The sequence below is a fragment of the Anabaena sp. CCY 9910 genome, assembly GCF_963920875.1.
GTDB lineage: Bacteria > Cyanobacteriota > Cyanobacteriia > Cyanobacteriales > Nostocaceae > Trichormus > Trichormus variabilis.
Map to the genome: position 1 here is coordinate 21872 of NZ_CAWUDJ010000038.1, position 23845 is coordinate 45716.

Annotated in this window: 20 protein-coding genes; 9 read left to right on the plus strand and 11 right to left on the minus strand. The window is 38.5% G+C overall.

Annotated features, from left to right (window positions below):
- Nucleotides 1-51 precede the first annotated feature (51 nt).
- The 3 genes from ACM5QX_RS22715 (at nt 52) to ACM5QX_RS22725 (ending at nt 5876) form a co-directional block, all read left to right on the plus strand.
- A complete protein-coding gene (locus tag ACM5QX_RS22715) occupies nt 52-1209 on the plus strand; it encodes a trypsin-like peptidase domain-containing protein (RefSeq protein WP_414755621.1) in 1158 nt (385 codons plus the stop codon).
- Between the two features lie 513 nt (nt 1210-1722).
- Complete coding sequence (locus tag ACM5QX_RS22720) at nt 1723-2691, plus strand: tyrosine-type recombinase/integrase (protein WP_414755622.1); 969 nt, start codon at nt 1723-1725, stop codon at nt 2689-2691.
- A 206-nt stretch (nt 2692-2897) separates the two neighbouring features.
- Complete coding sequence (locus ACM5QX_RS22725) at nt 2898-5876, plus strand: hypothetical protein (protein ID WP_414755623.1); 2979 nt, start codon at nt 2898-2900, stop codon at nt 5874-5876.
- Between the two features lie 15 nt (nt 5877-5891).
- On the opposite strand, the gene ACM5QX_RS22730 is transcribed toward ACM5QX_RS22725, so the two are convergent.
- The 3 genes from ACM5QX_RS22730 to ACM5QX_RS22740 form a co-directional block, all read right to left on the minus strand.
- On the minus strand, nt 5892-6746 hold the full coding sequence (locus ACM5QX_RS22730; RefSeq protein WP_414755624.1) for a hypothetical protein: 855 nt from the start codon (nt 6744-6746) through the stop codon (nt 5892-5894).
- Between the two features lie 6 nt (nt 6747-6752).
- Nucleotides 6753-7163, minus strand: a complete 411-nt coding sequence (locus ACM5QX_RS22735) for a hypothetical protein (protein WP_414755625.1) — start codon at nt 7161-7163, stop codon at nt 6753-6755.
- A 155-nt stretch (nt 7164-7318) separates the two neighbouring features.
- Nucleotides 7319-7666: a hypothetical protein gene (locus ACM5QX_RS22740; RefSeq protein WP_414755626.1), complete on the minus strand. Its 348-nt coding sequence runs from the start codon at nt 7664-7666 to the stop codon at nt 7319-7321.
- A 260-nt stretch (nt 7667-7926) separates the two neighbouring features.
- Between ACM5QX_RS22740 and ACM5QX_RS22745 the strand changes: the two genes are divergently transcribed.
- Genes ACM5QX_RS22745 through ACM5QX_RS22760 form a run of 4 tightly spaced genes read left to right on the plus strand, consistent with a single transcriptional unit; the run spans nt 7927 to nt 10615 of the window.
- Nucleotides 7927-8568 carry a hypothetical protein gene (locus ACM5QX_RS22745; RefSeq protein ID WP_414755627.1) on the plus strand — a complete coding sequence of 214 codons (642 nt, stop codon included), beginning with the start codon at nt 7927-7929 and terminating at the stop codon, nt 8566-8568.
- Nucleotides 8569-8609: 41 nt separating this feature from the next.
- The gene (locus ACM5QX_RS22750) at nt 8610-9362 is read left to right on the plus strand and encodes a ParA family protein (RefSeq protein ID WP_010994064.1); all 753 of its coding nucleotides are present in this window, start codon (nt 8610-8612) and stop codon (nt 9360-9362) included.
- Nucleotides 9362-10306 (plus strand): ParB/RepB/Spo0J family partition protein, encoded by a 945-nt coding sequence (locus ACM5QX_RS22755; protein WP_414755628.1) that lies wholly within the window; start codon nt 9362-9364, stop codon nt 10304-10306. Before ACM5QX_RS22750 ends, ACM5QX_RS22755 begins: the two co-directional genes overlap by 1 nt.
- Before the next feature lie 36 nt (nt 10307-10342).
- Complete coding sequence (locus ACM5QX_RS22760; protein WP_414755629.1) at nt 10343-10615, plus strand: hypothetical protein; 273 nt, start codon at nt 10343-10345, stop codon at nt 10613-10615.
- Nucleotides 10616-10907: 292 nt separating this feature from the next.
- On the opposite strand, the gene ACM5QX_RS22765 is transcribed toward ACM5QX_RS22760, so the two are convergent.
- Nucleotides 10908-11642, minus strand: a complete 735-nt coding sequence (locus tag ACM5QX_RS22765) for a nuclease-related domain-containing protein (protein WP_414755630.1) — start codon at nt 11640-11642, stop codon at nt 10908-10910.
- Nucleotides 11643-12398: 756 nt separating this feature from the next.
- Here ACM5QX_RS22765 and ACM5QX_RS22770 point away from each other — a divergent pair.
- Nucleotides 12399-13223 carry a DNA/RNA non-specific endonuclease gene (locus ACM5QX_RS22770; RefSeq protein ID WP_414755648.1) on the plus strand — a complete coding sequence of 275 codons (825 nt, stop codon included), beginning with the start codon at nt 12399-12401 and terminating at the stop codon, nt 13221-13223.
- Nucleotides 13224-13231: 8 nt separating this feature from the next.
- Here ACM5QX_RS22770 and ACM5QX_RS22775 read toward each other — a convergent pair whose 3' ends face one another.
- Nucleotides 13232-13639 (minus strand): nuclease A inhibitor family protein, encoded by a 408-nt coding sequence (locus tag ACM5QX_RS22775; protein WP_414755631.1) that lies wholly within the window; start codon nt 13637-13639, stop codon nt 13232-13234.
- A gap of 212 nt (nt 13640-13851) precedes the next feature.
- Entirely contained in the window at nt 13852-14871 is a 1020-nt protein-coding gene (locus tag ACM5QX_RS22780) for an endonuclease NucS domain-containing protein (RefSeq protein WP_414755632.1), read from the minus strand.
- Between the two features lie 89 nt (nt 14872-14960).
- Between ACM5QX_RS22780 and ACM5QX_RS22785 the strand changes: the two genes are divergently transcribed.
- A complete protein-coding gene (locus ACM5QX_RS22785; protein WP_414755633.1) occupies nt 14961-15335 on the plus strand; it encodes a hypothetical protein in 375 nt (124 codons plus the stop codon).
- Nucleotides 15336-15596: 261 nt separating this feature from the next.
- On the opposite strand, the gene ACM5QX_RS22790 is transcribed toward ACM5QX_RS22785, so the two are convergent.
- From ACM5QX_RS22790 to ACM5QX_RS22810, 5 genes are read right to left on the minus strand one after another with little or no spacing between them, the layout of a single operon-like run.
- Nucleotides 15597-16523: an MIT C-terminal domain-containing protein gene (locus ACM5QX_RS22790; RefSeq protein ID WP_414755634.1), complete on the minus strand. Its 927-nt coding sequence runs from the start codon at nt 16521-16523 to the stop codon at nt 15597-15599.
- A 2-nt stretch (nt 16524-16525) separates the two neighbouring features.
- A complete protein-coding gene (locus tag ACM5QX_RS22795) occupies nt 16526-18385 on the minus strand; it encodes a DUF3696 domain-containing protein (RefSeq protein WP_414755635.1) in 1860 nt (619 codons plus the stop codon).
- Between the two features lie 35 nt (nt 18386-18420).
- Complete coding sequence (locus ACM5QX_RS22800) at nt 18421-19728, minus strand: restriction endonuclease subunit S (protein ID WP_414755636.1); 1308 nt, start codon at nt 19726-19728, stop codon at nt 18421-18423.
- A complete protein-coding gene (locus ACM5QX_RS22805; protein WP_414755637.1) occupies nt 19725-21377 on the minus strand; it encodes a type I restriction-modification system subunit M in 1653 nt (550 codons plus the stop codon). Before ACM5QX_RS22805 ends, ACM5QX_RS22800 begins: the two co-directional genes overlap by 4 nt.
- A 9-nt stretch (nt 21378-21386) precedes the next feature.
- On the minus strand, nt 21387-23612 hold the full coding sequence (locus tag ACM5QX_RS22810; protein ID WP_414755638.1) for a DEAD/DEAH box helicase family protein: 2226 nt from the start codon (nt 23610-23612) through the stop codon (nt 21387-21389).
- Nucleotides 23613-23845: the final 233 nt, after the last annotated feature.

A 23845-nucleotide genomic window follows, 5' to 3' on the forward strand; every position in this document is an offset into this window, starting at 1 on the left:
ACAAATAAGATGATAAATAGTAAAGCTATTAATTATTGAGAAAAATCTCCAATGAAAAGCAATTTATTAAAGATAGGAATTTCAACATTTTTGACGACTGTAATTAGTGTAATTGGTATTGATAATGTATTGGGTTATCAATTGCCAACTATTAAAAATGATGAAGAAATTCAACCTACCTTGCTAGATAAAAAGACTAAAGAAGGAACATCAAGAATTCTCCTAGCAGACAACTCTGAAGAACGAAACCGGATTCGCCTCTATGAAAAAGCTAGTCCGGCTGTAGTTGCCATTGCTCTTGGGACAGGAGGACATGGTAGTGGTTTTATTGTGAGTCCAGATGGTCTAGTTTTGACTAATGCTCACGTTGTCGAAGATAGCCCTAAGACTATGGCTGTGGTGTTGGCTGATGGTAGACAAGTATTAGCTGATGTGGTTGGTTTTGCATCTGGTGGCTTGGATTTAGCAGCACTCAAAATTCGTAATCAGAAAAATTTGCCCTTCCTGCCTTTATCATCTCCCGGTTCAGTGAAAGTTGGTCAATCGGTTTATGCTATTGGTACTCCCCTGGACTTGGAATTACGAAATACTTTAACCTCTGGGGTTATCAGTCGCATCGACACGAAATCAGGCTTAATTCAACATGATGCTGCTATTAACCCTGGTAATTCAGGAGGACCATTACTCAACTCGAATGGTCAAGTAATTGGTGTCAATACTTGGCTTTTTAATGATACCGAGATTAAAAGATTTATTGGCATTAGTTTAGCAATACCTACAGATATAGTCCAGCCTTTTTTGGTAGCTGTAAAACAGGGTAATGCTGAATTAGTGACTCAGCGCCAAAGACCTAGTAATAATCAAGAACAGGATTTACCCTTGAATGGTCAATTTATACAAGCGGCTTTAAAAAAAGGCGATCGTACTTTCCCAAACAATAGCTATTATCACATTTATGTCTTTGAAGGGAAAGCAGGTCAACAAGTAACTATTGAAATGGATAGTAAAGAAATAGACTCTCATTTATACTTACTGCTTCCTGCTAAAGAGACGCTAGTAGGGGAAAACGACGATATTTCTCCAAAGAATTTTAATGCTAAATTTACTGTGACTTTGCCTGAAGATGGCATTTACTATCTGCTAGCTAACACTTTTGAAGGAGGAGAATCCGGTAGTTACAGATTACGGGCTGTGATTTCTCAGAAATAAAATAGCTCCGAAGTTAATTTAACCCCAGACGGGCAAGAAGGTTGCGATGTCGCACCCCGATAAAACCTTGCTATACCTGGGCTTTGACAACCCTTGTAAAGAAATTAATTACTCAGTTTCTTAATCGTGTAGAATTTCATCTTTTTCCTAAAAGAGCATTCACCAAATTTGCGATTGCTCTTGGTAAGTAGAATATTTTCTGATTGTGATCGCTGTATGGCGGTCATCGTCTTTAAGCGATTTAAACATTTCACCTTAACCTCTCACCGATGCAGTCAGATACCTTACCAGGAATCACAAAATTTACTCAATGTTATGGATTTTTACATAGAGGTTAAAGTATTCATGAATATCCGAAATGGCTAGTAAGGAGTGATGACCCAATTGAAGGCGTGAGAGCATTTTTTGGGACAGCTAAACCTTGATTGGGACAAACAGGTTTTAAAGATAGGCTTTGTATCCCTAATTAGGATATAAGGTTACGTAAAGAGACATTATCGTAACCTAGTTTTTATGTCTGGTCGCATCGTAAAAGTCAATAATGATACTCTGCCTTCGGTAATGGAATGGTGGACTCAACCGGATGTGTTGGCGATGTTGTTGGCACAGAAGCGCAGTCAGTCCACTCGTAGAGCCTATGACTGGGACATTAAAGATTTTTTTGCCAGGATGTTTGGGGTGGAATCGACGGCGGAATGGGTGGTACGATTTTTGGCACTGCCGGGGGCGCAAGCCTTGGGGTGGGTGGTTAAGTACAAAGCCAAGCTAATAGATTCGGGGTTATCGGAAGCCACGGTTAACCGACGGTTAGCAGCTCTACGGGCGCTGGTGCATCAAGGTAGGGTGTTGGGGGTTTGTGGTTACACCTTGGAGGATATCAAGGGTGAGACTGTCATTAAGTACCGAGATACCAGTGGTGTTACTCCCCAAGAATTTAAGCAGATTCTTTTGACTTGCGATCCAACGACGGCGAAGGGGGTTAGGGATTATGCTCTGCTGCGCTTGCTTTGGGATAATGCGCTGCGGCGGGGGGAGATTGCAAAGTTAAAGATGGGGGATTTTGACCGTCAAAATAGCAGACTCATGGTTTTGGGTAAGGGAAAGGGTAGTCAGCGAGAGGCGATTGATTTAACTCCCAAGACTAGGGATGCGATTTGTTATTGGTTGGCGTTTCGGGGGTTGGCATCAACTAAAGATGCGTTGTTTGTGGCGTTAGATCCGAATACGCCGGGGCATCCTTTGTCAGATACGGGGCTGGCCAAGATGGTGAGAACGCGGGCCAAAAAAGCCGGTATTACTAAGCCGTTATCACCGCACCGCATTCGGCACAGTTCGATTACGGCGGCGTTGGATGCGGGGCAGAGTGTGCGGGAGGTGCAGAAGCTGAGTCGGCACACTAAGTTGGAGACGTTGATGATTTATGACGATAATCGACAGCAGCACCAGTTGAAGGTGAGTAGTGTGCTGGCGGATTTGGTTTGACTGATGTGGATGGGATGGGCTGCTACGGTGATAGCACCATAATTGAGACCATTAAATTAAGTTTAAAAATAAATAGTATTTTAAATACTGAGTGTCAACATCATGTGGGTTGAGTGTAAAGACATGGCGTTTATTTTTGCATAGGGTCTTTTTTAGTTAAAACTACTGCTGACTACGTTGTAAGCTATGTAATTAGGTAATAATAAATGAAAAACATATTTAATAAAAAAACAGTTATTTTCGCAATTTATTTTAGTATGGGTCTAACTTTAGGTTATTTTTTAGGATTTATTAGATTCCACGTTTTTTTTCAAAAAATAGGTTTCGTTAGTTACAATTACTTGCATAATAATTTGAATACCATGATTTTAGATAATCCTCTTGTTCAATGGTTTATCAAAAATATAGTTAACTTTACGCCTAAAAATGCTTTCATTTCTGATGTGATTGCGGTACAAGGCGCAGTGATTGCTATTGCTCTGCCTCTAAGTTTAGAAATTATCTCTAGAATATCCGAACGCTATCAATCAGGTGTAATTACGAGAAAGTTTAATCAAAGATGGGAAATAAAATTACTTCCTATATTATTAATAATTGATATTTTCATGGCTGTAAGTTTAAAATTTTTTGGTCAAACCGATTCAATTAATGGCTACTGGAAAGTTGTGGCATGGCTAACCTTTGTCATTTTTTTAATGACGATATATATCTTATATGTATTTTTTAAAACTCTTAGACACTACACCACCGATACTAGCTTTCTATTAGAACAGTTATTAAAGGATATAGAAGAATCACTTTCCCTAACGACCGAAAAAATAAAAGTTGATAAAAAAACTTTAAGCAGGAAACAAAAACAATTGGTAGAAGCTTTAGAAGGTACGGGCGACATATTAGTTTTCGATACGAAAAATAAGAAGAAAAATATAGATATTGAAAGCGGTTTAAATAAAATAGGTGATAAAATAAAGCAATTTCTTGATATTCAAAAAAATAGACCAGAGGAGTTTGAGATTTTACTTTTATCTGAAGATTATTTAAATATACATAATGAGAACCCACTTAATGCACAATTATTATTAGCATTCAATACTGAAAAACATCTCATTTCTTTTACTACATCTGTCAACCAATTATTAAGAGTACACGAAGCCGCCATAGAAGTTAAAAATTTTGAGATTGGTCGCCATGCAGTTTATCATATCATTTGGCTACTTGCAGATTTATGTCAAATTCCCAATAATAGATTACTTATTGAGCAATTACTTAAAACTCTTGCTGATATCAGAAGAAATAATGGTGAACAACCAGACCATTCAATACTATATTATGTCTCTATCAGATGGTATATTAACGTAGTTTTTAAGGCGAATTTTGAGATTTCTTCGTATCAGGATTTATTAGATAGATACTTTTTTGACAGTATTCAATACTTAATTTCAGAGGGTCAAATTCGTACTTTTGAATCAATGGTAGCGAGTTTAATAGATTCTGGGGATATCAGACCCTCTGCTAATTATATAAATATCGATACATATAATAATTTACTCATTGATTTAAATTATCAAAACTATATTGATTTTATTCAAAACAAAAATATACAAGAACAATTATTAAAATTTAATAAAATAAGCCATAATGTGCGTACAACAAATAAGTTAAATGAATGTCTAGAAGTTCTTACTAATATTCAAAAATTAATTGAACCTTACTTTAATAACTATCCCAAGGACGAATTTCAAAAAATAGATGTGAGTATTAAAGAATTTTTAATTGCCAATTTCAAGTACAATAATCTAATTGATATTATATTTAGCGTTGGAGCTTACTGTATCTTCAAGGAGAAATACAATTACATTAAATACCTTTGGAATTACAAACAACCTGCGGATTCAGATGCTTTCTGGATAGGTCATGATATTGTACCTAGTTCCCTCAATTTCTTGATAAATTTATATTTCGGGAATAGTCTCTCTCACAAGAGATTTAAGTTATTTTGGGAAAATCATCATGGTAGTGAATTATACTATAAGCAATATTTTTTATTATTACTGCTTAGGGAATTCCAAAAAAATGGGCCTAGCGAGATACAAAAATTAATTAATGACTTTAGATTCCCAGATTACTTAGATTGTCACTCCTTGAACAATATTAATTATTCTGTAGACAATCTCGTAGAAATAGCACAAGACTTGAAAAGTCAAATAGATGCTTTGAAAAGTATTGGATTTGAAATCACAAAAGTAGTAAATGATATTGATTCAGGTTTAATACCGTTTTTAGAAAATTTAAAACCACTGGTAGAGTTACAGTTAAAAAGATTGATAAAAGAACAAAATATTAGTCATATAAAAGTAAATGAATTTAAACAAAATTTTATTAAGGAATTTACTAATACTACAGTAGTAAGAAACATTATGAATTTTTTGGGCTTATACGAAAATCAAATTAATAATAATTCAAATTTTCAACATTTTTATGGAATTTGTGAAGTTATAAACAAAGAAGCATTTTTTGAAGAATGGTATTCGCATTGGTTTAACCCAGGTGGTGATTTCGGTAGAGGGTTAGCAAGAGATGAGGATTCCAAAATTATAGATGAGATAGAACAATATTGTGAAGAAATTGATGTGAGTCAACTTGATAGAATACTTGATTCTCTTCAAGAAGATTTACATAATGTCATTATTATTGCAATCAACTCAGATCTAAACAGATTTTTCGTAAAGAATCTAAACTTTACACGCAGTTCCAGCAATAGTTCAAAAACACTGGAAGTAAAAGGTTTTAAAGGCTGGTATAGATGTAAGAATCATGAAATTCCTGTTTTTGAAGTTTATTGTAACAAGCAAGATAGAAGAATTTTAATACTTGATAAGTTTAACTTGGGTAAGATAACCCAATATTCACCTGTTATGGATGAAGATTATGAAAATTTAGTAGACAGTTTTTACATTAATGTTCAGTCTTTTTCTGAAAACGAAGATTTAATGAATAGTATTTTACAGAATCCACCCGATTGGTTAACAGAAGAGGGAGACCAAGTGCAACAAAGAAATCATTTGGATGAGAAAGTTATTATCAAGATTTATGAAAATTTAGAATTTGAAAAACACCAAGACTTTAAAGGTTATCTAATAAAACTAACTGACATAGATAACTCTAATTTAAATGACTTTGTTTGATGCTGTAATAATCAGTCATATATTAGTAACTATCTGATTTTCTGACGGATGTTTGTAATGAGGTTGATTAATCGGGGGACATAAATAGTCAAAAGAATTATCAGTATGTTCCAGTTGCATATTCCGGGGCGCATTTAAAGCAATAACTGCATCACCAATCTTTGCACAACGCTTGCAGTCACAGGCTGCTGCTCCTTGAGTCAATATTTCTTTGAGATTATTAACAATTTTGATAAATCCCCTGGTATTTGAATTCTTGGGTAATTGGGAGGCAATTTGAACTAATTGCTCAATTTCTGAACGGTATTGCACTAAAAGAAACTGGTCAATTTGACATTGGCTGCGACAAATCTCTACATCTCCAAATTCATCAGCAAATTGCTTTAATCCTGCTGCTGCATTTTGCAAATCAAGGTTAAGGGGTACAAGGGCGCGGGTGCAGGCGGTAGCATCAGTGTTGGTGTTGTTAAATTTTTTTCTGAGTAGCAGTTCAAAACGTTTAATATAAATTCCTAAAACAGCCAGGGCTTTTTCTTTATCTTCGGGACTGCTAAAGTTGAGTTGATGGGTGCTAAAAAGTTGGGGTATAAGTTGTAAAATAGCTTTGAGTTCACTAGCTTTAAATCTATTACTCCACAGAGTAATAGCATCTCCAATATTGTTGATAGTTTCTAGGCGCAGGACAAAGTAGAAGGAAATAAGATTAATTAGATAACTGCGCTTCATCTCCATCTGTACATAGTTAGAGATATAAAGCGGTTGGTCAGTAAATTGAGATTTAAAATACTGCTTATAAACTTGTGTACCTAGTAGCAGAGAACGTAGAACCGAGGTGTCTAAAAAGTGGTGAGGAATAGAATTATTATCCATTCTGAGTTATTCCTCATCTTCATTTGTATCTAGGTTATCGTCAATGTTTACACCAAATGGTAGGGTATCAAAGCCTAAGTTTTCTAAAGTTAAAATGGCTGATTCGACTGAGGAATTGTTAATGGTTTCTTGATTTACTAGGAATGTTAATAATTCACAAACTCCCTTGTACTGATTGGCATTGTAATCAATCCATCGGTTTTGAAAGAAGAGTGCATCATGCAGTGCCATTACCACTTCTGTATAGGGGTCAAAAGGTAATTTATCGCGCAACTTCCGCATTGTACGCAGTAGATTGTCTGCATAGACGGCTGCTATTGGTTCTCCAGTATATTGCTGAAGTTTTTGTAAATCTCCTAAGAGAGTTTTGGTAATTTCTACTCCTGAAACTTCTAAGACTGTCTGTTCAGTATTCATTGTTTTTATTTAACAGTAAGTTCAGTTTATTTGGAGCTAATTGACATTTTATGGGGTAGATTTCTGGGATGAAACCGCAGTTGGAATATGCTCTCTAGCAACCCTAGCGGCAATACCTAAGTCTACAGGTGACTCTATTTTCTAGTCTATTAATTTTATTCCTCAAGATACTCTACCACCGCCGTTAGGTCTGCCATAGCTTGATTAAATCGATTTAATATTGCTTGGGCTACTTCTGGGTCAGCGTTGACCGTTGCTAGTTTTTCCCGTACACAACGGTCAAGGGCTTCTAGCCACAATGACAAGCCTGTATGCTGAATTGCTGATAATAACCCCATGTTGGTGAGAACAGCCAAATGAAATCCCAATTGGTCTTGTCCGCCATAGCCGAGATATCCGTTTCTCAGTTCCAGCTTTTCTGGGGTAAATTCTACATACTGTTCAAAGGTAATACCAGCTTTTTCTAGCTGGGGTTGGGGCAATGCAGGTTGAGATTGAGTCATAACACAATTATTTTAGGTAATCATCGTGTGGAATTCGAGGGAATGCTGCTGCTCGATGGCTGTTTCTTAGTAGCAGGGCAAAAACGGTTTGATTGCCAAATTAGATTGGTGAAAACCTTTAACTTCCTGTGACGGTCAATTTTCACTGTGACATACCACCCACTATGATTAATCATGCTCTCAAAATATTAAGATGAGAGCCACCTAAATAAAGAAACCTTAGCTTCAACAACATTGTAGAAGCTAACTGCTATACCCCCATGCAACAGAAAAGTTATCAGGCAGCATACGCCACCAAAATCAAAAAGTGGGTTGAAACAGCTAAAGAACTTCGCACCGAAAATTTTAGGTTAGCACTACCTATCACGCGATTGACTAGCATCAAAAGCCTTTGTCATGATGAAATTGCCGCAGAGCAATTTGCTCTCTACCTCTCAAAACGGGTTCAGCAGCAAATAAACGATGCCGACTGTCTTAGCCACCAGAGTCCTGAAGAATGGGAGACGTACAAAAATCTGATTACTGATGCTATTGCTCAGATGGAACGTTACCTGGAAACTCCCACTCTTGAGGGAAAGCAATCCCTTCGTCAGCTGTTAAGACAAATCGATGAGTTGCAAGGAGACGATTATCGTCATGTCCCCTGGGCTACTGTACGTTTTGTCAAGAGCGGTGAACTGCTCAAACTAGATTATGCTATACGCTGTTTTGTTGAGCAGGATTTTTCCTACTATGCTTATAAATTAGCTAGGGAATTCATAGAAGGCTATAAACCTGAATATGGCACAGGTTTGATTCCCGACTCCGTTCCTATGCTGCTGGAAGTGGCTGAGTTTTGGTGTCAGTATTATTTTGGACAAAATCTGACCCAGAAGTTTCCCAAATTGATGATCTCAACATAAACTATGCTGTAAAGGCAAAACAAAAAGCTCAGATTACACCAGTGACTAAAGTCATCACCGTCTTCAACCAAGCCGGCGGAGTCATGAAAACCAGCCTCACCATGAACCTCGGCTACCACCTGCACTTGAAAAAACATAAAACGCTGCTCATCGACCTAGACCCACAGGGAAGTCTGACAACTTTTATGGGTTTAGAACCACACGAACTTGAACACATTGTTGGTGATGCGATTCTCAATGAAGAAACGCCATTACCAATTCATCATGATTTACATGGTATGGATTTATTACCTGCCAATATTTCACTGAGTGCAGTGGAATTACAACTAGCTAGCGTGATGGCGCGGGAGATTCGGCTCAAGCAAGCTTTAGAACCTATATGCAATCAATATGATTTCATCCTCATCGACTGTCCGCCATCCTTGGGAGTATTGAGCATTTTAGGTCTGACAGCAGGAACTCATGTTTTAATTCCTATCCAGACACACTTCAAAGCTTTCAAAGGAACGGAATTGCTGCTCGATACAATTAAACAGGTGAGAAAACACGTTAATCCTCAGCTAGCGATATCAGGGATAGTTCCTACACTTTATAGCAACGCCAATCAAGATAAAGTTATCCTGGAAGCTTTAGAACAGCAGTTATCACCTCTAGCTAAGGTATATCCGGCAATTCCTCGTGCTACCGCATTTGCTGATGCGGCCATGAGTCGTCAACCTCTAGCAGTTTATGCCCCAAAACATCCAGCAATTACAGTTTTAAAGAAGATTGCTCAAGGAATGGAGAAGTTGTAATGACGAAAAAACGCCTGGAAGTCCCCAAGATGCGCGGCGTTGAAGATTTATTAACTATGGATGTGGACGCATCTCCAATTACTACTATTTCTATCCACAAAATTCGAGTTGCCAAACAACCACGCCGTTGGTTTGACCCTGAAAAAATGTCACACCTTGTGCAGTCGGTACGGGAACACGGGATTTTAGAACCCTTGTTAGTCCGTCCGCTCGGCAATGGAGAATATGAATTAATTGCAGGGGAAAGGCGACTGAGGGCAGCAAAGGAAGTTCGATTAGCTGAAGTCCCTATTGTGAGTAAGGAACTGACTGATAAACAAGCTCTGCAAGTCGCTTTACTTGAAAATTTACAGCGCGAAGACTTAAACCCAGTAGAAGAAGTTGAAGCCATACTGGAACTTTTGGCGATAGATTTAGATGTCAGCATTGAAGATGTCAAATCAATTCTCAACGAAGCTGCCAATGCAAAAAAACGTAATTTGGAGTTGACGGGAAACGTTTCCCGTCAACTCGAACAGATTGAATTTATCTTGGCTGGCATTGGTAAATTTAATGCGGAAAGCTTTCGGACGAGCCGCCTGCCGTTGCTTTCTTTGCCAGCAGATGTCATGGAAGTGTTGCGTCAGGGTCAGCTTGAATTTACTAAGGCACGAACCATAGCACGAGTCAAAGACCAGCAACAGCGTGCTGATCTTCTATCTTCAGCAATTACTCAAAATCTGTCGTTAACTCAAATTAAGGAATTAATCAAGCAACTGGAATCAGCCCAGACGACACCAGCAGCAGCGACACCAGAAAAGGTATTGAGCAAACGTTATACAGAAATAGGCAAGCGTTTACAACAAACAAAATTGTGGCAGGACGATAAAAAACGCAAGAAGTTAGAGCGGCTGTTGAATGACTTAGAAAAGCTGCTCGACGAATCCGAGATGTCGAATAACTAATTATTGATAGTCTTGAGTCCTTAATGTTACTTGGCGGTGGATAGACCAAAGGAATGTGCATCAATAATTAGCCAATCCTATGCTAAAAAACGTCATTTGGGGTTGACGGGAAACGTTTCCCGTCAACTCGAACAGATTGAATTTTTCTGGACTGGCTTTGGTAAATTCAATGTGTCAAGCTTTGGAACAAAGCTCCTGGCATTGCGCTCTTCGCCAGCAGATGTAATGGAAGTATTGCATCAGCGTCAGTTTGAATTTACCGTGCGAAGTGCTGTTAGCGGAGCGGGGCGTGAGCAGCGTGCTGAGTAAAAATCCTAGTACCCAATCCCCAGTGCCTCTTTCGTGCTAGGCAGTAAAACTTATTTCCTTGGGACTACCTGATCTCGACTACGAATATTTAAACTGTTCTACTGACATTACAAATGACTAATCCCATGCAAACAAGGTGATTTTAAGTTGACGGGAAACGTTTCCCGTCAACTCCAACAGATTGAATTTATCTTGCACCAAATGTCAAAAAATTGCATTACTTCCTCCTTAAGCTTGGTTGCAATCTCTCTAAAACCAGTGCTGAGAAACCTTTAGGTGATTTCTATAAAATTCAACTTGTAGGATTTTGACGCTTAACAGGTTTGGGCTTGGGCATTGGTTTAGGAACAGGTGTAATTTTTACAGGAAGTTCAAGGAGGGCAACGGCTTCTGCAATTGCTTGTACTTGTGTTGTGTTTAAATAAGTAGGAGAACTGCCAATCATCTGTAGCAGTGCGGGAACACCTTGTAAAACTGGAACTGAGCATTCCTTAGCTCCTATCCATTGAGCAACAGGAAAGACTACTGGGGCTGCAACCAACCCATCAGGAAGGTTAGGCATTAAAGAAGTAATCCATTGATTAAACATTTTCTGATGGTACATACTTTGAGAAGTCGGACTATTAGACACTGCTACCCAGTTATTACCTTCCCGTCGTTTCCATTTGTCTTTATAGGCACTAAATGACCCTTTCCAGGTTTTGACTTCTACTAAAAAAACGCCACCGTGACCGATGATTAGGTGGTCTATCTCTGTTAAAGAGCCTGAATTAGTGGGAATTAACGCATTATTAAATATCACCCATGTATCTGGAAATGATTGCAAAATTAAGGAAACTCCCCATTCCCCTATATTGCCTTTGACTTTGTTTTTGGCTTGGTTAAACTCATACATAAATGACCCCAAACCACCCAAAAAACCATTACCTAATTTTTCATGAATTTCTTGGTGTTTGGTAGATTTTTTAGCATCTATTTGTTGTTGGAATGTTGCCCTTAGTGCAGGTGATTGTTGCAGAACTTTCATAAAAATTTTAGTAATGTTTAGATAATTACCAGACAGTGTTTACCTATCCACTAGGTCTGTAACTGTCATTTTTATGATTCCCAGAACCAAAGGGCGATCTGCTGTTTCTCGTTTAGGTATAGTTGGATTATCAAGAGTTGGAGCGCAATCATTGTCAGGCTGCTTGAATTAACCTAGCAGCGAGTAATGACTCTCAGACTAACGAAAGAATTATCGTTTTACTAACCCTTACAGCCACACCCCTACACCCCAAAACCAAGGTTTTTGGTACACAGCGTAAAAAACCTACACCTGTCAGGGAGACGCTGGGGGTGTGGAAAATTCGCCCTTTGGGTCTAAACCTTCAATCAGCATTCATCTAAAGGACAAGAATCAAGCGAACGCCGCTCATCAGCATTTTTTTAGAAGAAATCCATTCCCTGATGACAATGCTCTGACTGTAGGCGATCGCTTGCTTGAAACGCACTAAAGTATGAAGACTGTAAATTAGTAAAATGTTTCTGAATTAGTTTCTTTGGCTGAATGCTTTAATTTCTCTTTATTTGGTATAGACGGGTTTTTCTATCCTGTTCTATACCATCTACATCATCCATACCGGGATTGAACACAGATGTGTAGCGGCACTGCCCATCGACTATAACAAATCAGGGATAGTGGGGCATAAAATTTGACAATTTGCAACAAATTTGAGTGAAACTCAGGAAATACAATCAGAAATCCTGAAGTGAAATCAATCTCTAGGGGTGTATGAATATTATGGGAATTTGTCGAAATTTGGGCGTAGCAGCGTTGGTAGCGTTGATTGTCGGGTGTTCGCCTGTCCAATCTCAAGTGCCACCATTAACTGAACTTTCCCCATCAATCAGCGTGCATTTACTGCTGGGAAATCCCAGTGATGCAACGCCAACAAAGCTTACACCTGATAATTACCTGATGGTCAAAAATCAATATGCACTCTCCTACAACAACAGCAAGGGAACTGCTAACTGGGTAGCTTGGCAGCTGAATTCCTCATGGTTGGGAGATGCAGATAGGCAGAATAACTTCCGCCCAGATAACACATTGCCTGCTGGTTGGGTGCGAGTGACTCCTTCTATGTACTCTGGAAGTGGATATGACAGAGGGCATATTGCACCATCGGGCGATCGCACGCGAACAGCAGAGGATAATGGGGCTACTTTCCTCATGACAAACATGATGCCCCAAACACCCGATAACAACCGGAACACTTGGGGTAATTTAGAAGATTATTGTCGAGAATTGGTAAGCCAAGGTAAAGAACTTTATATTGTCGCTGGCCCTAGCGGTAGTCAAGGTCAACCCCTCAAAGGTAAAGTGACAGTTCCTCAATCCACTTGGAAGATAGTTATTGTACTAGATAGCCCAGGCTCAGGGCTTACGGGTATTACAGCTAATACTCGCGTTATCGCAGTAAATATTCCCAACGAACCAGAATTAAATAATGATTGGAGAGCTTATAAAGTCAGTGTTGATGAATTAGAAACATTGACGGGTTACGATTTCTTGTCTAATGTTTCCCCCAATATTCAAGCTATTATTGAGAGTAAAGTTGATAACTAGTCAACAAGTCATGTTTCCACAACTTTAGTAGAAAGACCGGCTAAATTTCTGGTGGGAGTTTCACCAATAATATAAACATCGATTTCAATCCTTCCCAAGCGATACACCTGCGGGTTTTTTAAGTTCAATTTTATTACCTCTAGTAGTTTTTGAAATTTAACGACCACAGCCTTTTCTTCATCTTCATGCCAGTCTTGGGGAGTCGTAGCTCTGCTAAAAAAACTGTCAATGTTCACTACTTCAACAGGTGTATCTTGTCCATGACTTGTTTGCTGCAAGACTATTTCATGTGTCACAGGAGGTGCGATTTCTTCCCACAAAAAAACCTCAAATGGGTAATCTGACTCACTCATAAATAGCAAGCCATCAGATGCAAGTTTGAGTTGTTCGAGGATGTCTGAATTGGTGTTATTCATATAAGACAATAATAAAAGCATCCGAGCAATCAAACAGTATCATTCATACCGCCGCATATTCACCACACCCGTAAGTTGTATTCATTCACCGATGCGATGAGTGCCATTTTCTTAGAGGAAAAGTCAGCAATGACCTTACGCCCCACACCCAGGCGTAGGCGATAGTCCGCCGTAGGCATCGCTCAAAGCAGCATCTTTTAAAGCCAAATACCTTAAATCCTTGCCAGCCACTTAGTAAGTGCTAAATCTGCTAGTGATTCTAAAGTGTTAGGAACATTGTTGTAACCTTTAGAAATTGTTACTGGTATAAATGATTTGTGAGAACGACTCCAATACAAATTTCCAGGTCGTTTTTCTCTTGGCATAGCGTCCCATTCCGATTGAAGTTTCATTCTGCCAAAGCCGTCCGGCACATGACCAACATGAGTAACCGTTTCACCATCTATCCATAGCCGCAACCTACCAATTACTTCTTTTTGTTGTGATGTGGGAGTTGGTAGCCAAAGAAATATAATCGGCTTATGAGTATTTCTGTGATAACAAATTTCGGCTATAGGTTTACTTTTACCTCTGCCATATCTGATAGTATTTCTACCTTCAATCTCTTCCTTCACTCGCTCATCAAAACTCAATATTTTTTCTCTGAGCTTGAGAATCGCTTGCTGTTCTGACCCAGTGCAACTACCAAGCCAATCTAATAGCATTTGTGGTGTTTCTGGGATATTTTGAGATGTGCTGCTAAAAGTTAGCTCTTGATAAGGAATAGGAATTGACGATGTTTGATGAGTATTAATATTTTGTAATTGCAAGTAGAAATCTTGATTATTTTTTATGACACTAACCTGTAATAAATCAATTTTTAGCAAATTATACTTGCAGTCAATCAGATTATGTCTATGAAAGCATGGTGCGGCTGCTATTAGTTTAACTGGCTGGTCATAGTCTATTTGTTCTACAAATGGTTTTTCATCTAATAGGTTGTCATAGTAACGAGTTAACTGCTGAATAACATATCTATCTTCAGCATTTTTAAGTTCTAGGATTATTAATTGTTTCGTCTGGTTCAATGCTAAAATATCGCATACTTCACCCTTAACAGCATACTGTCGCTTTAGCGGGGTCAATCCTAATAACTGCTGTAGGTTATTCCAAATAAAATCTTCTAGTGCGGCTTCTGATGCAAATTCCCAACCCTCACCCGTTTTTCTTAAAGCAGCACCCACCAACATCATTTCTCAATCAGCGTCTAAAAATCAAGCCACAGCTAGTTTACCCTGAAATGAGGTGCGATGAATAAAGTGTTTAATTTATGATTTAAATTATGACTGACTGGACTCAAAAACAAGAACGCTTCCTGCAATATAATATCCCTACTCGCTTGGGTCACTTAGCTGCTAACTTAGCCCGAATTAAATCTTTTTGTGATCATGTAACGCCTCAAGATGCAGTAGCCAGTCTTTTAAAAGAAAGTTTGTATTTTATTGAGTGGACTGTGCCTAACATGGTGCAGACAGATGTTGACCAAGCAGCTGAGTTAGTGGAATTGGGACGGACTTTAACACGTTGGCTATTTAGCTGGGACAAAATTAGGACTGACAGCACAGCTTTAACCCAGGTTCAAACTGAAGTGAGCTTGTGGTCAGAGCGTGTTTTGGATATGTCGGGATTGTTATCAGAATCAACAGCGTTGGCGTAGCCCGTCGTAGACATCGCCTAGAAACTAAATTTCACAACAGGGATTAGGGTTAATTGCCATTTAGATGGACTATTGCAGGTTTGGCGATCTAGGGGGGACGCGGCAGGGATGGGGGTTGGGAGCATTAATTGAATAAATAGAAAAATGAAATCTTCCTGGCGATGAGCTACACTTCGGTACAGGCAATCGCCCCCTGGAGTTGACATGATTTGATTACTTATCGCATACTTTGCTGATGCGCCACTGGAAGTTGTTTCTGTTTTACGGCAAACTGAACTTGTAACACAACAGATGATCACCTACTAAGGATTTTTTACTGACAGGGTCTGGTTTAAACTCGTCATTTATATTATTTCTATGTGATTTGCTTAATTTTGTCCATGTGGTTAGCTGATTATCAGTGTTCAAACCATTATTAAGATTAATACCAATAATATCAGTAATAAGATAACGATCATGAAAATCAGTCCAGAAAAAAACTTGAGCAGTTAGATTTGCACTCTGTAGAGTAGGAGAGAGAATTTGAAATTGTTGTTTTGCTTTTGCTTCTTCTAAAGTATGTTTTAAGTGAATTTCAATAAGCTTTTTTGGTTCTTTTGCTTCTCTTCTTGCTGCGTTGATAAGATCGTGAAAATTACTGTAATCTTTTCGCGTTGGCTCAAAATAGGGATCAATAAATTTAATCATTTTAGCTTGATTGAAAACTACTGCTAAATACTTTAGATATTCTCGAATATTTCTTTTAAGACGAACAGAACAACTATGGGTTTGCAACCATCTTGCAATAGTCAGTTTTTCAATAGAACAGACTTCTGCTACACCAGGAAAATTCTCTGCTGTTTTCTGAGAAGTTAAAATAGCATTTAAAGTCTCATTTATATGAGAATCAACAGCTTCTTGACACCACTCATCATGACTAGATGGTAATGTTGTAGCTTTAGCTGCTTTAACTTTACGCAACCGTAGCTTTTCTATAATATATTTTGTATCTGAATGTTTAGAAGGATAGTTTGAAACATATTTACTCCATGCCCCATTTCTTAAATCACGAACTAGGGCTTCTTCTTCTAAAATAATCTCTTTGATTTCTCTCAATTTTGAATAGCATAACTGGCGACGCTCTTTCTCATCACCAGTGTAACATTCAATATCAAAAATACATGAACCTAGTGCGTATTCAGCAAGCATAATTAGGGAAATATCTCCTTTAATCTCTCTTCAAAGAAACCGTCTGGCCATAACTCCAGAAGCTCACCACATTCATTTAATGGTATCTCTCGCACTACAGTCTGCTCTCCAAGAGGCTCTACATAGAGTAAAGAAATGTCTTCAGGTGTTACTGGTGAAGTTCCATTAGGGAGTTCTTCATTGAAAGTTTCCCGCATCCTCCGCATAATACGAAGCAGCAAATTTTCACTATGAGTTTCCACAATTAATGTATTTTTGTTGGCTCCCAAAGCTGACTCAATCAAGACATCTCCAAGTTCTGCTTGCAGTTTGGGATGTAAATGGATTTCTGGTTGTTCAATGGCAATTAAGGCATCAGATAAACCATAACAAGATACAAGAACTGGAATAACTTGGCTAATACCAATTCCCACATCACGATGACTGACTATTGTTTTAGTTCTGTGATCAAACAAGACTAAATCTGATATGCACTCGCCTTCTGAAGTCATATCATCTACCCAGATTTTTGATAGATTCTCGATATCAGTTATTATCGAAACAATATCTTCAATTTCCGGGAGAGTACGGTTAGGATAATCCAAACCGGAAAAAAAATACCTCATTAAGCTGTATGAGTTTGAATCTACTGCTGACTTCAAACAACATATTTGCCAAAATTGACTGTTCCCAACATCTGTATCTTCTAAATCAGTTATTATTCGTTCAATTTCTTCTTGAATACTTTCACCAAATCCTGCCGCGTGAAAAACCAACTCAACAGTGAAATCGTGTAAGCTTTTGGTAAGAAGGGAGTAAAGTTTATCCTCTAAATGTGAATCTGGTAATAAAGTACGCACCCTTAACTCATAGGGAGTTTTCATTCTGTCGCTATCACCTATCCAAGCATTTACCTTTTGGCGAACTTTATCATTATTCAACAAAATTTCCCAAGCATAACCACCACCACCTTCCCAACTGGGATCTTTCTGTCGAGAAAGGGCAAAATTACGGGGTGGATAGGTACGAAATGGCCCTAAATAGTGTAAACGACCAATTTCATCTTCTACAGTGTCATGAATTATCTCTATTAATGAGGTGAAATGTCCAATGAATTTAGACGATAAAAAAGAAGCTAAAACTTCTGTTGTTAGCTCAGATTGACGATTTCCAGAAGAGGAAATAGATTCATCATCTCTTATTTCTCTTTGTGTTGGTAATAAGCGAGAAACTTCTACTGTAGTTTCCCGTACTAATTCATTAATAGCTTGTTGCAGTTCTTGGCGAGACGGGGGACGTGGTGTTGAGGTAGATTTCATCCTCTCTAGCATCGCATCCTTCAACTGATTAATACTTGGAGTATCACCAATATCATTTAATTTAAGAGTATTACCTCCAGGAATGTGAGACATTCTTAATATGCTGTTATCATCAGCGTCAATAAAGAATGAAAGCACTCGTAGCCTTCTTTCTTTTGGTGAAATACCAATCCGAATCCGTGCAGTCAACTTGTTAACATCTTTTAAAAGGCTTTCTAAGTGATCAATATTAAGTTCTATATTTCGTAAATCTAGATGTTTGGGATCTAAATCAACTGCCCACTCAATCACATTGCTACGCTCACGTTTGTGAACATATTGCCCAAAACCTCCCAAATCAACAGAATCACCCCCCGCTTCTGTGCGATGAACATCCAACTCACCTTTGTTGGTGATGGCATGATGTGCTAATAAAAGGCTGTGAAGTACACTCGATTTACCGGAACTATTAGCACCATAAATCAGGGTGATAGGACGAACGGGTATGTACTGAGTGCCTGCAAATGCTTTGAAATTCCCTATACGGAAGCCAGTTATGGGCGATTTGGCTTTGCTCTTACGCATATTAATACAGTATAATTTTATAATCTATTGGGTTTTTATAACATAGAAAGCTGCTGATAATCTCCGTTGTTTCTCAAATTGAGGGCTTTTGCTTGTGCCTCCATTTCTGCAAGTAGTTCTTTTATATGTGCTTCTCGCCATTTTGCGGTGAGTTCACCAGAAAACGCACGTTCGAGGAGGGTATTAAATAATTTGTCAAGTTTTTCTTTAGTATTACTGATACCAGCCAAACTTGCTCTACAGTCTGTAACTGCTAACTGGAATTTCCTCAACTGTTCCTGAGAGGGAATTAAAATTGGCAGCTTTAGTAGTTCATCTGTATCAAATTTTCTTGTACCATGTCCTGCTGTACCCACTTGGGACAAGATTCTACGGCTAGATGCTTTTAATGCAGCGTGTAGATATATTGAATCAATAGCACTACAATTTGGATAAAGTGCCTTCATATCTTGATTAATTGTTATTCTAGTAGCTGCTATAGCAAGAGGAATTGTATGCGCCAGAATCATCCCCCGAACTACAATTAAAATTGCACCAGGTTCTACATATCTTATATTTGTTTCTTCTATTGCCTTTTGAGATATATGATCAATAGAATCAACAATTACATCCTGCTTCATATCTTTGGGAGATACCCAAGGAATATCACCATCCCAATAATCTGGATTTTTTTTCGAGGGTGTTCCTCCACTCTGAATGTTAACTAAACTCCCTAGAGGTTCCGTATTAACATCTGTCCAAGTTAAAGGATCGCCAAAAATTTTTATAAAAAGTGCAGGCAAAATTCGCTCTGCTTTGGTGTCAGCATCAGACCGCATTTTTCGCAGTGCATCAGCTTGATCCAGAATCTCAACTATACGATATTGTTCAGATATTGGCGGAAGAGGAATTTTTACCTGAGATACAAAGTTACGTGTTATCCCGCCTTGAGCAGAGCCACGAAAATCAGAAAGAATTTGTAGCTGTCCTTGAGATGAAAATAACCAATAAAATCCATACTTAGGATTTATAACTTTAGAATTAAGTCGAACAATAAAGACGTGTTCATTAACAGCAGCTTCATTAAAAGGGAAGTCATTACTAACAAAAGCGGTTTTACCAGTTGTAGCACCATCCTTTACTATAAGAATGTCATTAATAATGATTTGCCCTTTATTTAAAGTTTGATAATAATCTTTTGGAATGAATTTCAAATTATTAAATCTAACTTTGCCGTCATTCCCTATATGTTCACCACCAATACTTGGAATTCCTTCACTATCTAAAATAGCTCCACCACGAGGTCTTGAACCTGATTCTAGGCTTGTCATTATCTGATTAAGGTTAAATACTTGCCACTTCATGAAACTTCCTCCACATCACGAAGCAACTTTTCTAAACTGGAAGTAATGCCTTTTTCAATCTTCAAAACTTCTTTAATTAACTCAACCGGATCATCATCAGAAACAGCCCCAATTACCTGTGGCTTATAACGCCCAGCAGCTAAATTGTAATCATTTTCAGTAATAGTATCTAAAGATGCCCACCAGCATCGGGGTTCTTCACTACCTGGCTTCAACAATTCTCCCTTTTCAACCCCTGGAGGTTGCAGAAAACCTGAATCCCGATAAACCTTCCACTGTTTTAACAAATTGGGAATATCGTTAAGTTCTGGTGTTTCTGGTCTACCCCCACCTGAAATTTTATCAGGATCGTAACCATCATTTTTAACTTCATAGAACCAAACTTGATTTACCTGACGTTCCGCAGATTCCAAAGGATTGCGAATTACCAGCACAGCAGTTTTCACACCCGTATATGGCTTAAACACCCCGGCAGGTAAGGAAACTACCGCCAATAAATCGTATTCTGTCACAAGTTTTTTACGCAAATCTACATGAGCAGCAGTAGAACCAAATAGTAACCCCTCTGGGACGACTACTGCACACATTCCGCCCACTACCAAAGATTTCATAATTGCTGCTAAAAACAGCAATTCACTTTTTTTGGAATTTGTGGGTAAATCCCCACGAATAGAATCTTTAGGTAACGTTCCCGCAAACGGGGGATTATCAAACATTACCTTATAGCGTCGGCGCAAATCATCTTCTGTCAATCCCCCCATATTTGATAAAACATTTGCTACCTTCAGCTTGGCGTTGCGAATTCCATGCAGTACCAAATTCATCATCGCAATTCGCATCATTTGACGGGAGACATCAAAGCCATAAATTGACTCTTCCAAAAGTTTCCAGTCAGGTAATCTATCCCCATTTCCTTTGCGGTAAGTTTGGAGATTAGAAATTTGTTGTTTTGCTTCTGCTAAGGTTAGCCCTCTTTTTTCTAGCCAATCTTCGCCATAAATTGGTACTTCTATGGGATTTTCACTGTACTTAGCTAATATATACTCAATACTATCAATCAAAAATCCTCCTGTTCCGCAAGCCAAATCGCAGATAGTATCTCCCAAATCAGGATCAACCATTTCCACCATAAACGCCCGTATTTGTCGAGGAGTACGGAATTGACCATTAAGCGCAGATTGACCTAAATGCGTTAATAAATACTCAAAAATATCACCTTTGACATCCTGACCCATTTTGAGGAAATCCAAGGTATCGAGTTCATCAACAACCAACTTGAGAACATTTGGATCATTTATTTCTAAAACTGCATCCCGGAAATATTCCGCAACTTTTGGCTCATCTTTCACTAAAGAATTTGCCATATAGGGGAAAACTTCATCCCTCAGAAAGTCACGCAGGTCAGTACCACTCTTGAAACGCCATTTTGACCAGCGATAACGTTCTGCTTGCTGAGGAAATAATAATTTAGCATTCCCATTATTTCCCATGAGACGAGCGCGTAATTCACGATTTGCTTCTTCTTCATCCAATAGCTTCAGGTATATCAGGTAAGAAATTTGCTCAATGTATGTGACAGGATTTGTTACTCCACCAGCCCATAAAGTATCAGTAATATGGTTGAGTTTGCGCCGAATTTCTTGATCCATATTTTTCTTTTATCCCTCTGTACCTGTAGCATCCACCGTGAACACAGAGCGGTTTAATTCATCAAAAATATCCCGTAATCCTTGCTCGCCAAACAGTTCTATACCTAAATTAGCGGCATTGAGAACTGAGAGGGGTGGCAAGAATAAATCATCTATGGTTATTTGACCTTTAGCAATACCCCGATTTTTTAATAATGAGAGATACTGAGCTTGGGCTGGTGCAAAGGAGTGAGAAACCAACCAAGCTCTAAAGTTTTCTTCTAGTAATTCTTCCTTGCTTTTAAGCTTTAATATTCCCAATGCTGCCCTAATAAAATCTATCAGGCTGCCATTATAATTGCGGTAGGCTCTCCGCAGGTTTTCTTCATTAAAGTAGTATCGGGGTGTATTTAAACGCTGTACCAGTTCCATTTCTTCTGTTTCTGTTAACATTTCTCCATCCCGGATTTTTTGGAGGATTGGATCATTAATTACAGCAGATTGAATAGTTTGCTCCCAGTTTGTGACGTAATCACGTTTATCAACCCGTTCCCCTTCTGTACCTACTTCTACATAACTAACATATTGCTGCCATCTATCCCTAAGTCCTAATTCAATTAATTCTGAGCGAGGACGAGATTGTGGCAATTTGTTTCTATTTGATACATGACCTCTACCAGTTTCAGCATAAATGTCAGTATCACTGTCATTAAAATACTCGTGATTTCCGAAAAAATCATAAATAACAAATTTCTGTTTATCAATATGTGGTGCAGTCCTTGCCCCCCGTCCACGAATCTGCTGATAAAGAATTGGACTTCGTATTGTACGACACATAACTAAATGCAATACTTCCCGACAATCAAAGCCAGTATTGAGCATATCAACACTGACTGCAACTTGTGGGTAATCTTCATACTTAAATTGGCGAATTAGGTCATCAGCATTAGCAACATCACTCGTAATTACTTCAGCGTAACGCCCCTTACATTCTGGATGTAACTCGTTCAGATATCTGGTTAACCGTGCTGCATGATTTTTAGTAAGAGCAAATACTATTGACTTACCAGGCCCTATCTTATGTCCTGGAGCTAACTCTTGGTAATTCTCCCAAGCCAGCCTATCAAATTCCTGCATCATTAGGCGGTTAGTTGCCTCATTCGTCCATTTGCGTTCAAAAGCTGCTGGATCATAATAAACCTCATCTACTTCAGCACCTTCAGCAATAATTTCAGTAATGCCAGTAGCGAACCGATAGGGAACAAGATATTTTGCTTCAAATGCCTTTTGAATAGAGTAAGTAAAATCTGGCTGCTCATTCCGGCATTTATAAAAATCAAAGGTGTTACGTTCAATATAGGCTGCTGGCGTGGCAGTCAAGCCAATGTGAAAGGCATCAAAATGGGTAAGTGCTGTTTGCCAAGCACCATATATTGAACGATGACATTCATCAGCTACAACAACATCAAAATAGCCGCTAGTAAACTCTCGATAACGGCTAATCATTGTTTGGAGTAAGCAAACTGTAATCTGCTGCTCTTGGCGTATTACACTTGGTTTGAGCCAATAACTACCATACTGCTCTAAAATATCTTGAATTGCCTCTAATGCCTGTTTAGCCAGTTGTTCCCTATCCACTAAAAACAGGATTTTTTCTGCATATCCCGATTGAATTAGACGTTTTAACTGCAAGCAAATTAAATCTGTTTTCCCTGTTCCAGTTGGTAGTTCAATTAAAAATCGCCGCTTGCCTAATTCAATTGCATAATCTATCGCCTGCATCGCTTCTCGTTGATAGGAACGAACTAAGCGAGTTTCACCTTGTCTGAGGTAGTATTCAGGAATCTCAATAGTAGCTAGTGGTTTACGGACTTCCCGCATCTCTACTAATCGTTCTAAATCACGACGAGAGAAAAATGAGTTAACAATTCGAGCGTCATCATTTTGATAGTCCCAGAAGTAAGTTAATTCTCCATTACTGAGAAAAATAAATGATGCCTTCAGATGTTGAGCGTAAGGAAGTGCTTGCTGTTTGGCGACATAAGGCTCAATAGCAAGCTTTTTCGCTTCAATAACAGCAAGGTAACGTCCTCTTTGATCCAGCAATACATAATCTGCTCTTCCCGTTTTCCCATTGGGTAGAGTTACTGCAACTTCCGTCAAAACCTGGGACTTATCAGCAGGATTCCATCGTGCTTGACGCAGTAATTCATCAATATTGATCCGTGCGTCTGTTTCTTTGCTAAAGTTGCTCATTTTCTCACTCCTCTTCCCCAAACTAGCACGAGGTTATCTCCAGCGTTGTTATTTTTTTTGCGAGTTGGAGTTAATGACTTCCTAGTTTTTGAGACAAGTGTTGATAAATCTCATCTAGGTACACGGAAATTATATATACGCAACTGCTACCACTGCTGCACCTGTTCTTGAATTTCCAACTGATAAATTCTCATGGAGTATTCTGCGGAATTTCAATACCCATCATGCTCTAA